The organism is Limnospira platensis NIES-39 (assembly GCF_026000695.1).
Taxonomy (GTDB): domain Bacteria; phylum Cyanobacteriota; class Cyanobacteriia; order Cyanobacteriales; family Microcoleaceae; genus Limnospira; species Limnospira platensis.
On record NZ_AP026945.1, the window covers coordinates 2653457 to 2667893 of the forward strand.

The following is a 14437-nucleotide window of genomic DNA, read 5'->3' on the forward strand; positions in this document are numbered from 1 at the left end:
AGAAGCTAAAAAGCTGATGCCAAGCTGCGGGAAGAATCACTCAAGTCCCAGTCTCAACTGACTGATGGGCTTAATTTTTTAAATTTTGTCATATATCCGTGAAAATACGGAGTAGTTTACAGAATCTTTACTTAAAAGTTTAAATAAGGGTGCTGATTGTAAAGCTAGGCTGAGATTTAACCCGTTCTTCCGTCTGGGGTTGACTGTAGGGTAGTATGAGACATCAGTTATCAACTTGATAGTCCGGTGGTTAGTCAGACAGTGGCAGACTTTACATAATATTTTCTATTGCTATAGTAGGGTAAAGTCAATATAATGGGTGGCTATTATCTAAAATATCATGGTACGGGTAAATTTTGGGCATTCCAAATATCCAAGGCATTGGGAGTAAAAGAGAGCGCAAATGCAGAATTTTATCAATCGGTTTTTTTTCATTCTTCCGGCTTCCCCCAAACAGTTAGTAATTTTAGTGATTTTATTTGTCCTAATGTCAGTGCTGGAAGCCTTTGGAATTGGCATGATAGGACCTTTTTTAAATCTGGCTAGTAATCCCGATTTAGTTAAGGAGAGTGAATTTGTCGCCTCTGTATATGCGGGATTAAATTTAACAGAAGCATCCCAAGGCATAGCATTATTGGGATTATTTATTATTGGTTTATTTACGGTCAAATCTTTCTTAAACTGGCAGATTAAAACCTATGTGTTTGGGTTTTGTCTGAAAGTTCGTGGGAAATTGTGTGAAAAATTAATCCAAGAATATCTGTCTGTACCTTATACTTTCCACTTGTCTAAGGATAGTGCCTCGGTAATTCAATGTATAATTATTTATACCCAGTCTTTTGCTCTCGATATTCTAATGCCTATCCTCAATTCTGCTGCTAATTTAATGATTATTATAGCTTTGAGTGGACTGCTATTGCTTACCAGTAAATTAGTGGTAATTGTTTTAATATTTCTGTTTGTACCTTTAATTGTCATCCTGAATGCTTTTAAGGATAAAATTAAATACTGGGGAAAGCGTGTGAGTTATGCTGATGAATCGATTATTCGTATTGTTAATCATAGTTTAGGAGGTATTAAAGAAACTAAGGTAATTGGCTGTTATGACTTTTTTGAAGAACAACTGAGTTATCAATCACGGGAATATATAGAGGCGGGAACTTTATTACTTTCTTTTCAAATTGTCCCTAGAATATTAGTTGAGGCTATTTTAATTGTATTTTTAGTGGGAATCACATCAACTATGATTTTACTGGGACAAGATATTGATGGATTAATTCCGGCATTAAGTATATTCGCTTTATCATCAATTCGTTTACTACCAGCTATTTCTAATTTGAGTAAAGATATGAGTAAATTGCGGAGTATGACCTATGTATTAGAAAGATTAAGTCAGGATTTGCGAGAAATTGAAACTCTCAAAAATAGCGAAGGTTTAAATCGAACCGTAGTTACAGAGGTTAGCCAATTAGCTGCGGATAAATTCCAGCATCATGATTTTAATAATCAGATTATTTTTGAGGGAGTTACTTATCAATATCCTGGTTGTGAATTGCCAGCAATTTCCGATGTTTCTTTGTCGATTAACAAGGGAGAATCGATTGCTTTTATTGGTCAGTCTGGAGCCGGAAAGACTACATTAGTTGATATCATGCTGGGGTTATTAATACCCCAAGGTGGTGATATTAAAATTGATGATATTTCTATTTATAATAATTTGCGATCGTGGCAAAATATGATTGGCTATATTCCCCAGTCTATTTTTCTAATGGCAGATACAATTGAGAGAAATATTGCTTTCGGGGTGGCTGATGATTTAATTGATCAAAAACGTTTACAACAGGCTTTAGAAATGGCTCAACTGATGGATTTGGTCAAAGAACTTCCCGATGGAATAAATACCATGGTGGGGGAAAGAGGAGTGCGCCTTTCTGGGGGTCAACGCCAACGAATTGGTATTGCTCGCGCTCTTTATCATGAACGGGATATTCTGGTGTTAGATGAGGCGACTTCGGCGTTAGATAACGAGACGGAAAGTTTGGTTACTGAGTCGATTAAATCTCTGAGTGGAATTAAAACTATGATTATGATTGCTCATCGTTTGACGACTATACAACATTGCGATCGCCTTTATGTTATGGAAAAAGGCCGCATTGTTAGGTCGGGTACTTATAACGAAATTGTCCTAGGAAATATTCAATCATAACTCATGGAAATACGCAGATGAAACCAGTAATTCTCAGTTCAACTGATGTCGAAGGCGGTGCGGCTAGAGCCGCATATAGAGTACATAGAGGTTTGATTTCTCTGGGGGTTGAATCTCGAATGTTGGTGCGGGGAAAATTTAGCGGCGATCGCACTGTTATAGCTGAAAAAAGTATGATCACTAAACTAGGTCCTGGTGCTAATAGTATCCCCCTGAGACGCTACCCAAAACGCGATCGCCTGCTTTTTTCTCCTCAATGGTTTCCTGATGTCATAGCTGCTAGGGTAGCTAAAATTAACCCAGATGTGGTAAATTTACACTGGGTTTGTAATGGCTTTATCCAGATTGAAACTTTGGCTAAATTGAACAAACCTTTAGTGTGGACTCTCCAAGATATGTGGCCCTTTACTGGAGGTTGTCACTACAGCGAGGGATGCGATCGCTACCAAAATGCCTGCGGTCAATGTCCCCAACTCAAAAGTGATCGCGATCGGGATTTATCCCGACAGGTTTGGAAACGGAAATTTAAAGCCTGGAAAAATCTCAACTTAACTATTGTAACTCCTAGTAGTTGGATGGCGGATTGTGTGCGTTCAAGTTCCCTATTTGGACAGCGACGAGTAGAGGTGATTCCTTTCTGTCTGGATACCCAAATTTATCGACCTATAGAAACCAAAATCGCCCGACATTTACTGAATTTACCCCAGGATAAACAACTGGTTTTATTTGGGGCGATCGCCGCCACTGCTGACACTCGAAAGGGTTTTAATTTGCTACTTCCGGCGCTGCAAAAGCTGAGTCAGTCAGGGTGGCAAAATCAGCTTGAATTAGTAGTTTTTGGATCTGCGGAACCGGAAAACCCAGTAGATTTAGGTTTTAAAGCTAATTATCTCGGCAGTTTCTCTGATGATATTGCTTTGGCTTTGGTCTATTCTGCCGCCGATGTGATGATTGTTCCATCCTTGCAAGAATCCTTTGGACAAACGGCTTCAGAAGCCTTAGCCTGTGGTACTCCGGTGGTGGCTTTTAATGCTACTGGACTCAAGGATATTGTCGATCACCAAGTTAATGGTTATCTGGTCAAACCCTATGAAATTGAGGATTTAAGCGAGGGGATTAAATGGGTATTAAATGATGGCGATCGCCTGCACAAACTCCAGGAAAACGCCAGAGAAAAAGCCGCAAGAGTCTTTCCCCTAGAAAGACAAGCCCAGCAATATTTATCACTTTTTAATCAGATGATAACCTAATTTAATGAGAATTTACAACTAATAATGAGGATTAATTAGGAGAATCAAGTCCTAAAATTTTCAGATATTCTTGGGTTGCCATTTCCTGGCTAAACTGTCCTAGCCATGAAGTGTTTACAGCCTGGGTGTTACCTTCGAGGGTGGCTAAAATCGCCTCTGCCATGGCTGTAGGATCGCCAACGGGAACCAGGGAACCATATCGACCCTCTGCTAAAATTTCCGCTGCCCCACTTTTGCAATTAGTGGAAATTACCGGAGTCCCAACCGCCATAGCTTCAATTAAAACCGTTGGTAAACCTTCCCAGCGAGAAGACAACACAAATACTGCAGCATTTGCCATATAAGGATAGGGATTATCAGCATATCCTAAGAGAGCAGCATCATCTCCTAAACCATGATCTTGGATGAGATTTTCGAGGCGATCGCCATCAGGTCCCCAACCTAAAATTCCCAGGCGAACTTCCCGGACTTTTCGCACTTGAGCAAAGGCTTTAATTAAGGTAGGAAAATCCTTTTGTGCTTCCAGCTTTCCAACTCCTAAAATTACCGGAGGTTCCCCCGGTTGAAACCAAGGATGATCTAAAGTTTCTCGGGCTTTTTGCAGTAATTCCGGCGTGATAACTGGGTTATAAATATATTGAATGCGATCGCTATTTAAACCTGTACTTTTAGCTAAGTCCTCAGCCGCCCCTTTAGAAACAGCTACAATTCCATCCGCCCAGGGGTAGAAATAGCGAACAAACAACGGCAGCAAAATTTTTCTAAGTTTAGTAGTATGTTGTATTGCCTCCGAAAAAGTATTATGTTCAGACACAACCACCCGAGTGGAAACTCCCCCTAGACGTTTTGCCCAAACCGCCATTTCATTAGCATAATGGAGGGCAGAAAGTAGCGACTTTGGTTGTGATTCCTGCAAATAATTTCTCAGCGCCCAAATAGTACCCCAAACCCCAGAAGCCCCCAAATCAATTATCCTTATTTCTGGTGGTACTTTTGCCAAGTGAGGCCCCCAGGCTTTACCTATAACTAAGTCTACTTTGAAGCCTTTTGCAATTAAACCACGACCCAGATTTAGCATAACCCTCTCCGCACCACCTCCGCCGATATAACGAAGGAAAAGTGCCACATCGGGCTGAACTAGAGCCATAGTTAATAATTCCCAACAATGCTTTGATTATTCTATTATAATTAATATGGATTTGATTGTTAAAGATGATTGCATCAGTTTTAATTATCTAAACTCTAATTATATATTAACTATCAATAACTGTCCATAGCTGACTTCCCATGAAAACCGTGCCATAATCAACATAAAATTTTGTTTCTGATAACCGCGCCTACTATAATTCAGCCGAGAACTATAATTTCTCCGTTGTTTGGTTGTTTGAGTCTTAGCAATCTCCATATAAACACCTAAATTTCCGAGATTTAGTTGAATGTTTATCGTATTTTACCTAATTCGTACCACCTCAATTTACCGATTAATTATGACTAAAACTCAGAGCGAAAAAACTCAGGTTTATACTCCCAAAACTGATGCTAGAGATAGCCGCACCTGGGAGCAAATTCAAGAACATTATCAAATTGAACAAGAACTCGCCCGCCAGTTAATGAATTCTAGCAGAGAGGAACGCATTAATGGGCATTTATACACTGAGGTATATAATCAACTCTTCCAAAAAGTCCCGCATCATCCTCAACTTACCCGGAAATCTAGCCCCGAAATTCAAACTTGGATTGTTAACCAGCGTTTGCAATTATTAGCCCGTTTTCTTAACCCAAAAATCACCTATTTAGAAATAGGTCCTGGTGATTGTAGTTTATCCCTAGAAGTCGCTAAACGGGTAAAACGAGTTTATGCAGTTGATGTATCAACCGAAATTACTAAACTACCGAATATTCCCGATAATATGGAAATTTTTATTTCCGATGGCTGTAGTATCCCCGTACCTGAAAATACAGTTGATTTAGCCTATAGTCATCAATTAATGGAGCATTTACATCCTGATGATGCTTTAGAACAGCTTGAAAATATCTACAATACTTTAGCTGCCAATGGTAAGTATATTTGTATCACACCTAATTGGTATTCAGGCCCCCATGATGTTTCTCGCCACTTTGATCAGCAAGCTACTGGCTTTCATTTAAAAGAATATAAACTCAGTGAAATGTATGATATTTTTAATAAAGTAGGTTTTTCTAAGATAATTTGGGTGAAGTCTAACGGCAAAATTTACTTAGAAATTCCCATCAATAGTATATCAATTAATGTGATTAAGTTGGTAGAATATTTATTAAACATTTTTCCTTATAAATTTAGACAAAAATTAGCCAACACTCCCCTTTTATTTAGAGGAATGACTATCATTGGATGTCGATAAATCTAGGGGATAAAATCACCGTGAAAAATTATCCACAAAAATTGATGTTATTTGACCTTTCGATTCGCGGTCATCATCCCACTTATATTCGCCATTTAATTGAATATTGGCAAATCCACAAAATCCCAAAAAACTTGGAGATTGTTGTATCTCCTAGATTTATAGAGGCACATCACGATGTGGTCGAATTGAGTCAAGGTGATCATCATCAAGACATCCGTTTTGTGCCAATTACCCAAGCCGAAGAAGAACATCTTAACTCCCGAAAATCTAGGCTAAAAAGACTAAGCCGCCATTTTCAAGAGTGGGAAATTTTCTGCAAGTATGCCACCAACTTGAGACCCGATCATTGTCTGATTATGTATTTTGATACCTGTCAAATTCCCCTAGCGTTGGGGGCAAAATCACCCTGCACATTTTCGGGGATTTATTTTCGGCCGACTTTTCACTATCACCAATTAGCTAATTACGATCGCACTTGGAAAAATTACCTGCAACAGTTACGCGAAAAAATAGCCCTAAAACGCATTTTGGCTAATCCTCAACTGCAAACTATTTTTTGCCTTGATCCTTTCGCCGTCCCCCAACTTAATCAGTTTCCTAAGTTTCCGAGTCAACCTAAAGCTGTCTACCTTCCTGATCCGGTCAAATTGGATAATTTCAAACCCATTATAATAGATGATTGGCGCAAGAGTCTCCAAATTGATTCTCAGCGCCGAGTATTTCTGTTATTTGGTGCTTTAACAGCACGTAAAGGCATCTATCAGCTACTTGATAGCATTGCTAGTTTACCAGCAGATTTGTGTCAGAAACTGTGTATTCTCCTGGTTGGAGAGTCTAGCATTGCTAATTCCCTAGACAGCCAAATTACCGAAATTTGTCAAACTAAGCCAATTCAAATTATTAGATATTATCAATTTGTGCCGGAGTCAGAAGTTATGGCTTATTTTCAAATTGCCGATGTAGTTTTAGCACCGTATCAGCGCCATGTGGGGATGAGTGGTATTCTCTTATTGGCGGCGGCGGCTAACAAACCTGTACTATGTTCTAATTATGGATTAATGGGAGAAATGGTGCGACGCTATCATCTGGGATTAACTGTTGATTCTAGCCAACCCCAAGAAATTGCTAAGGGATTAATTAAGTTTTTAGAAATTCCTAATCCTCTGGAAATTTGCGATCCTGTACCCATGCAAAATTGGGTTAAACAAAACTCAGCATCCGAGTTTTCCCGGATTATTTTTGAACAAGTATAGTTAATATTTCGCTACCTGAATGCTGAGGTTAAACAGATGTCTGCCATCCTGATTTTACTTCCACTTATATTTCTGTTTCTGATATTTCGTCAAAGCGGACAAGGTTGGCGGAGTGGGATTTTATCAACTGGACTCGCCTGGGGAACTTTAGTAGTATTAATTACCGAATTACTGAGTATGTTTGGGTGGCTCAAATTTATGCCATTATTTATGGTATGGATTATAGTTAATATTATCTTAGGTTTGACGGTTGGTAAAATTCTGAGGACAAGTCAAATTAAGTTGGTTAATTGGCAATTTGATAATATTTCGGTGTTTCTCAAATTGGCGATCGCCAGCGTCGCAGTTATTATCCTCATAATTGGCCTAACTGCTGCGATCGCACCCCCTAATAACTGGGACTCTATGACCTATCACATGAGTAGAGTAGTTCACTGGATGCAAAATGGTAGCGTTAATCACTATCCCACCTCAATTACTAGACAAATATCCCTTGGTCTTTGGTCGGGTTTTGCTGTGACAAATCTGCAAATTCTTAGTGGTGGCGATCGCCTCGCTAATTTCGTTCAATGGGTTAGTATGGTAGGGAGTATTATCGGGATATCGTTAATTGCTAAACAACTGGGTGGGGGACTGCGATCGCAGGTATTTGCCGCCGTTTTCTGTGCCACAATTCCCATGGGTATTTTACAAGCATCTAGCACTCAAACCGACTATGTGGGTGCATTTTGGATGGTGGCTTTTGTCTATTATACACTCATTTCTATTCAAGATAAAAAAAGAGTTTCCTATCCCTTAGCTATTGGTGCAAGTTTAGGTTTAGCCGTATTAACTAAAGGAACCGCCTATTTTTATCTTTTTCCCTTCGGATTATGGTTTGGCTTAGTTAGTCTCCAGCAATGTGGCTGGAAAGTATGGCAACCCTTTATGGTTATTGGTGCGATCGCTTTAGCTATTAATTTCGGTCATTTTCAGAGAAATTATGAGGTATTTGGTTCAATTTTAGGAACCTCTGGAGACTACAAACTAGAGGTTTTCAGCATCCCGATTTTAATTTCTAACACTATCCGAAATATAGCCCTACACCTAAGCACTTCATCTCGAGATATTAATCTACTATTAATTAATGGTATTGCCGCCGTTCACCAATTAATTGGAGTTGATATTAACGACCAAAGAACCACTTTTCCGCCCGGTCAAAATTTCGATATTCATACCTTAATAAATCATGAAGATTTGGCAGGCAATCCTATTCATATAATATTATTTATGGGATTATCTATTTTATTTGTCATCAAATTACCTAAATTTCCTCAACCACAGCGCTACTATTTAGCCATTTATATGCTGTCGATTATAGTGGGATTTTTATTGTTCTGTACCTTGATTGCTTGGTCTCCTTGGCGCAGTCGTCTACATTTACCCCTTTTCGTCCTATCCTCAGCATTTATAGGAGTAATTATGGACAAATTATTAAAGCCTAAAATTGCCAATTCAGTAGCTATAATTATGATTATTGCTTCCTTATTATGGTTAATTTTTAATGAATCAAGACCTCTAGTTTTTAACAGTAAAATCTTGTCAGAGAATCAGGTAAATAATCTTTGGACTCTTAGCCGTAACGACCAATATTTTATTAATATACCAAAACTGCAAGCACCCTATAGTGAATCAGTAGATTTTATCCTAACTGAAAACTGTAAAGATGTCGGATTGATTCTTGGGGGTGACACCTGGGAATATCCTTTTTGGGTACTGTTTAAGCAAAAAAGCGATCGCCCTATCACACTTAGACATATTATGATAAATAATGAATCTGCCATCAAAGCCAAAATATCCCCCCATCAGGACTTTTCTCCCTGCGCTATTATCGCCAGTGGTGTAGCAGAAATCAACAACCCTGAAATCATTATTGACCAACAAGTTTATCAACCCCAATGGTCAAAAGAGGTGGTGACAGTTTTTATTAAACACAATTAATCAACCAAATTATGACCAAGCTAATTATTCAGATACCCTGTTTTAACGAAGCACCAACTATCGGACTTACCCTATCGGAACTTCCCCGCCAAATCCCCGGTATCGATTGTGTAGAATGGCTAATTATTAATGATGGTAGTATTGATAATACTGTAGAAGTTGCCAAAGCCTGTGGTGTTGATTATGTGGTAAATTTTGACCATAATCAAGGTTTGGCTAAAGCATTTATGGCAGGAATTGAAGCATCATTAAAAGCCGGAGCAGATATTATTGTTAACACCGATGCTGATAACCAATACTGCGCCCAAGATATACCCAAACTCATCGAACCCATTTTATTAGGTTATGCAGAAGTCGTCATTGGAGCCAGACCAATTCAGAATATTAAACACTTTTCTGCTGCTAAAAAGTTCCTGCAAAAACTCGGTAGTCGTGTTGTGCGAGTTGCCAGTAGCACTAAAATAGCCGATGCTCCCAGTGGTTTTAGAGCTTTCAGTCGCCAAGCAGCCATGCAGCTTAATGTTTTTAATGAATATACTTATACCTTAGAAAGCATTATTCAAGCAGGTCAAAAAGGTATCGCTATTACATCCGTACCCATCCGTACTAATTCCTATTTACGACCTTCCCGATTAGTTAAAAGTATTCCTTCCTATATCCAGCGGTCAATTTTTACCATTTTTAGAATTTTCATGACCTATAGACCGCTGCGATTATTCACTTTTATAGGAAGTTTTCCCCTGAGTTTAGGACTGATATTATGTATCCGTTGGTTAGTGCTATTTGTGGGAGAACCTACCCGCGCTCGCGCTCCCAGTTTAATTTTAGCGGCTATCCTAATTTTAATTGGTTTTCAATTGTGGATGTTTGGTTTAATTGCTGATTTAATGGCTGTAAATCGAAAAATGCTAGAAGATATTCAACTGCGCCTGCGTAGGATGGAATATGACCATCACAAAGACAACTAAATTTTAGCCCTAGGATTTGTCTCTATGAAGCGATTTATTTCCATTGCCGTTAGCATTATTATCCTGTCAATTATTTATTCTAAAATTGACCTGCAAGGATTAGCAGACATCTTTCTAAATTCCGATCGCTTTTGGATGCCTGTGAGTTTAGCCATGGTAATTCCTATTACTTTATTTACCGCTTGGCGACTACAACAACTTATGCCCAAAAGCACCTATCTCGGATTTGCAGAAGCCAACCGCCTCATTCTCGCCGCCAGCGTCCTCAACATGGTTTTACCGTCCAAAATGGGGGATATTGCTAAAGCCTACTTCATGCGAGAACGGGGGCATTTGAGCGGTTCCCTGTCCCTTTCCCTGGTGGTTTTTGAGAAATCCTGCGACCTACTCTCCCTGCTGCTATGGTGCGTATTTGGATTGCTTTTGTATCCCCAAAAAGACCTGCTATTCTGGACTATGACCCTTGGTGTAACTATCGGTTTATTGGTGGGATTATCAATTTTAGGCTCCCGTAAATTTGCTGATTTATTCTTCCGAATAATTCGCAAAGTTGCCCCCAATAAAATTAAAGAAAAAGTTAAAAAACTGCAAATCTCATGGGCTCAAATGCACAATTACTTCTGGAGCGACAAACGCCAACTTGTGAAAATTAGCGCGACTTCAATTTTTATCTGGTTTCTCCATCTCTTGCAAATCTGGTTTTTTATCCTAGCTCTCAACGCCTGGGCTCCATTTATGTCCAGCCTCGCCCTTTCTCCCCTGGCAATTTTAGCGGGTTTATTACCCCTAACTTTCGCGGGAGTCGGAACTCGGGATGCAGCACTGGTTATCTTCTATGAACCTTATTTTGATGCCACTGTGGCCGCAGGTTTGGGTCTACTGTGTACAGCTCGATATTTCCTACCCGCCATCGGCGGTTTACCATTTTTAGGACAGTATTTAACAACGATTAAAACCATGAAACAATCCGATATCTCCGAATATTAATTAGGTAATTATCATGAAAAATACCCGCGTTGCATGGTTGCTTACATCTGCTTTTTACTACTGGCAACCTTCCCTGAGTTGCTACAGCCAGTTATTTCCAGATACCACGGTTTTTACCAGTCGCTGGCATGGTTTCGCACCGGGACTAGAGGATAGTTTTAGAGTGGAAATTTTAGGCGATCGCCAAATTATTTCCCTGAGAAAATCTGCCAATAGTTATGGAGATAATTTTACCTATCTTCCCCTAAATATTGTCAAGCGATTACTCCAGTTTAAACCAGATTTAATTTTTTCTAACTCCTTTGGCGTGTGGACAATTTTAGCCATTTTATTTAAACCTATAGGAGGTTGGCGAGTTGTCATCGCTTACGAGGGGAGTTCCCCCGGTGTAGACTATCGTAACTCCCCCCTACGTCTAGCTATTAGACGCGGTATGGTAAAAGCTGCTGACGCTTGTATTACCAACTCTCACGGTGGCAAAAACTATCTAATAGAGATTCTAAATGCCAAAGAAAATCAAGTTTTTGTTCATCCCTATGAGGTGCCATGGGTGCAATCCCTGGGTACTCCTGATCGGGATTTAAAATCTACATATTCTCAAAAGCTAACCTTTTTATTTGTAGGGGTAATTATTCCTCGCAAAGGCTTGAGCTATCTTTTAGAAGCCTGTGCTATACTACAAAAACAGGGAGAAACTAATTATCAGTTATGGGTTGTGGGTGATGGTGAGCAACGACAGGAGTTAGAAACCTTTTGTCAACACAATCAACTCACTAATTATGTGCGTTGGTTTGGTCGGGTAGAATACAATAACTTAGCCACTTATTTCACCCAAGCTGATATTTTTGTCTTACCCACTTTGGAGGATACTTGGGGGATGGTAGTATTAGAGGCAATGGTTTTAGGGCGACCTATTTTGTGTTCTGAATTAGCCGGAGCATCGGAATTAATTACCGATGGAGAAAACGGTTATTGTTTTCATCCCCAACAGCCGGAATATTTAGCAGAATTGATGACCCGGTTTATTCACAATCCCGAATTAGCTAGGTTAATGGGAATGCGATCGCAAAAATTAATGAATAATTACACCCCCCAAGCCGCAGCTAATTTTCTCAATCAAGTTACATCTTTTATATTTCCAAATTCCTAAACCAAAGGAGGAGGCGTGGAACCTTTAAATATTCTAATTTCAGCTTACGCCTGTCGCCCCGGAGAAGGTTCAGAACCGGGGGTAGGTTGGCATACTATTCAGGAAGTAGCAAAATATCATAATGTTTGGGTTCTCACCCGACAAAATAACCGCCCAACCATTGAAGCCCAACTCAACCAAAACCCCATTATTAAACTACAGGTAATTTACTGCGAACCTCCCTCCTGGCTGCGACCACTCCATCTCAAAAAAAAGCTAGTTTACCTGCACTATTATTTATGGCAAATAGCAGCTTATTTAGTTGCCAAAAAACTCCAGGAAACCATAAATTTTCACATAGTGCATCATGTCACCTATGTTCGCCACTCAACCCCCAGTTTTTTAGCACTTCTTCCTATTCCTTTTTTATGGGGACCAGTAGGGGGTGGAGAATCAGCTCCCAAAGCCTTCTGGAAAGACTTTGGTTGGCGGGGAATTATGTATGAAATAATGCGAGATATAGCCAGGACTTTAGGAGAATTAGACCCCTTCGTTAAACTCACTGCCCAACGCAGTATTTTAGCCAGGGGAACCACCGCAGAAACCACCCAGAGACTCAGAAAATTAGGGGCGAAAAATGTAGAGGTTTTATCTCAATTAGGATTATCGGATTTAGAAATCACTCAACTCAACCAGTGTGGCGACTCTCAACCTCAAGGGGTTAAATTTATCAGTATCGGTCGCCTGTTACACTGGAAAGGGTTTCATCTCGGACTCAAAGCCTTCGCCCAAGCAAAATTCCCTCCAGATGCTGAATATTGGATCGTCGGAGACGGGCCAGAACGCCGCCGACTTGAAACCCTAGTTCAAAATTTGGGAATTACCAACCAAGTGAAATTCTGGAATCACTTATCTCGACCGGAAACCCTAAAAAAACTATCAGAATGCTTGGCGTTAGTTCATCCCAGCTTACACGAATCTGGGGGCTTAGTTTGTGTAGAAGCAATGGCGGCGGGTCGCCCGGTTATTTGCCTAGATTGGGGAGGACCAGGGCTAATTGTTACCGAAAAAACTGGGTTTAAGATACCGGCTGATCAGCCCCAACAAGCAATTGATGGTTTAGCTAATGCTATGACAATTTTAGCTAATAATTCTGCTGTTTTTGACGATTATAGGCTTGCAGGAAGGCAGAGAGTTCAAGAATTTTATAGCTGGAAAGTTAAGGGTAAGTTACTGAATCAAACCTATGAAAAAATGCTCGAATATAAATGATATTATTAATCTGATTTACAAATTAGGAGAATCCTATGATTAGCGTCATCATGGCTTGTTATAATGCCGAAAATTTTTTAGATCCTGCAATTGTAAGCATTCTCAATCAAACTTTTACTGAATTTGAATTAATTATGGTCGATGATGGCTCCGAAGACGAGACAATTCAAATTATCGAACGATACCAGAAACAAGATGATCGGATTAGGGTAATTCATTCAGATCACGGTGGTGCAAGTCAGGCAAGAAACTTGGGAATTGAGGTTGCTAAATATCCCTGGATTGGGATTATGGATTCTGACGATATTGCCCTTCCTCAACGCTTTGAGCGCCAAATGGAGGTAATTGCTGCCATGCCTCAATTGGTCGGTTTAGGAGCCACAGTTCATCATATTAATTCCCGAGGGGAGATTTTAAGTGTTTCCCCTTTAGGTCCGACAACTGAAGCACAATTTTACCAAATGCGTCAGCAAGGCCATGTGGTTAATCTCAACCACCCAACAGCATTATTTAAAAAAGATATTATACTCAAAGTGGGTGGATATCGGGCTGAATTTTTTCCTGCTGAGGATTTGGAACTGATGGATCGCATGGCTGAGTATGGGCCGATTATCTCGCTTCCAGAACCCCTTTTGCTTTATCGAGTTCATTCTCAAAGTGGCTCTATGCAACGCTTCTTTTTTCAACGCCAAGTGATGCGATATGTAAGATCTCGTCACGTCGCGCGTTTAGAAGGAAAACCAGAGCCGACATTTGAAGAATTTATCCAAGAACGTGCGGCTTGGCCTATCCTTAAACGTCTGAGCAAATATTTAGAAACCTTGGCAATGTTTTACTATCGCAGATCGGGATTACTGGTCGGAGAAAAACAATATATTCCTGCTTCTTTTTATTTGGGATTATCAGCTATTTTAAATCCCCAATATACATTGCCTAGAATTTGGGGTCAGGTTCTCTCACCCCAAACTAGAGAAATGGTGAAAACGTCTAGTCGCTTGGTGAAATAAT

11 protein-coding genes are annotated in these 14437 nt (G+C 39.8%); 10 read left to right on the forward strand and 1 reads right to left on the reverse strand.

Annotated features, from left to right (window positions below):
* Positions 1 to 403: 403 nt before the first annotated feature.
* Together N39L_RS12945 and N39L_RS12950 are read left to right on the forward strand one after the other, a co-directional pair.
* Positions 404 to 2206, forward strand: coding sequence for an ABC transporter ATP-binding protein (locus N39L_RS12945; RefSeq protein WP_014275429.1), 1803 nt, complete (start codon positions 404 to 406; stop codon positions 2204 to 2206).
* Positions 2207 to 2223: 17 nt separating this feature from the next.
* Positions 2224 to 3456 carry a glycosyltransferase family 4 protein gene (locus N39L_RS12950; RefSeq protein ID WP_006619635.1) on the forward strand — a complete coding sequence of 411 codons (1233 nt, stop codon included), beginning with the start codon at positions 2224 to 2226 and terminating at the stop codon, positions 3454 to 3456.
* Between the two features lie 31 nt (positions 3457 to 3487).
* Here the strand turns inward: N39L_RS12950 and N39L_RS12955 are convergent, their stop codons facing one another.
* Positions 3488 to 4603, reverse strand: coding sequence for a glycosyltransferase (locus N39L_RS12955; protein WP_014275430.1), 1116 nt, complete (start codon positions 4601 to 4603; stop codon positions 3488 to 3490).
* Between the two features lie 340 nt (positions 4604 to 4943).
* Here N39L_RS12955 and N39L_RS12960 point away from each other — a divergent pair, with 340 nt between their 5' ends.
* The 8 genes from N39L_RS12960 to N39L_RS12995 are packed head-to-tail and all read left to right on the forward strand — an operon-like array spanning position 4944 to position 14436.
* Positions 4944 to 5837, forward strand: coding sequence for a class I SAM-dependent methyltransferase (locus tag N39L_RS12960; RefSeq protein ID WP_035737543.1), 894 nt, complete (start codon positions 4944 to 4946; stop codon positions 5835 to 5837).
* Positions 5828 to 7093, forward strand: a complete 1266-nt coding sequence (locus N39L_RS12965) for a glycosyltransferase family 4 protein (protein WP_014275432.1) — start codon at positions 5828 to 5830, stop codon at positions 7091 to 7093. The genes N39L_RS12960 and N39L_RS12965 overlap by 10 nt, the downstream gene beginning before the upstream one ends.
* Before the next feature lie 36 nt (positions 7094 to 7129).
* Positions 7130 to 9073 carry an ArnT family glycosyltransferase gene (locus N39L_RS12970; protein WP_014275433.1) on the forward strand — a complete coding sequence of 648 codons (1944 nt, stop codon included), beginning with the start codon at positions 7130 to 7132 and terminating at the stop codon, positions 9071 to 9073.
* An 11-nt stretch (positions 9074 to 9084) separates the two neighbouring features.
* Entirely contained in the window at positions 9085 to 10041 is a 957-nt protein-coding gene (locus N39L_RS12975) for a glycosyltransferase family 2 protein (protein WP_006619480.1), read from the forward strand.
* A gap of 24 nt (positions 10042 to 10065) precedes the next feature.
* Complete coding sequence (locus N39L_RS12980) at positions 10066 to 11028, forward strand: lysylphosphatidylglycerol synthase transmembrane domain-containing protein (protein WP_006619479.1); 963 nt, start codon at positions 10066 to 10068, stop codon at positions 11026 to 11028.
* Between the two features lie 13 nt (positions 11029 to 11041).
* Complete coding sequence (locus N39L_RS12985) at positions 11042 to 12178, forward strand: glycosyltransferase family 4 protein (protein WP_006619478.1); 1137 nt, start codon at positions 11042 to 11044, stop codon at positions 12176 to 12178.
* 15 nt (positions 12179 to 12193) lie between these two features.
* Entirely contained in the window at positions 12194 to 13429 is a 1236-nt protein-coding gene (locus N39L_RS12990; protein ID WP_006619477.1) for a glycosyltransferase, read from the forward strand.
* A 35-nt stretch (positions 13430 to 13464) separates the two neighbouring features.
* Positions 13465 to 14436 (forward strand): glycosyltransferase family 2 protein, encoded by a 972-nt coding sequence (locus N39L_RS12995; RefSeq protein ID WP_006619476.1) that lies wholly within the window; start codon positions 13465 to 13467, stop codon positions 14434 to 14436.
* Position 14437 lies beyond the last annotated feature (1 nt).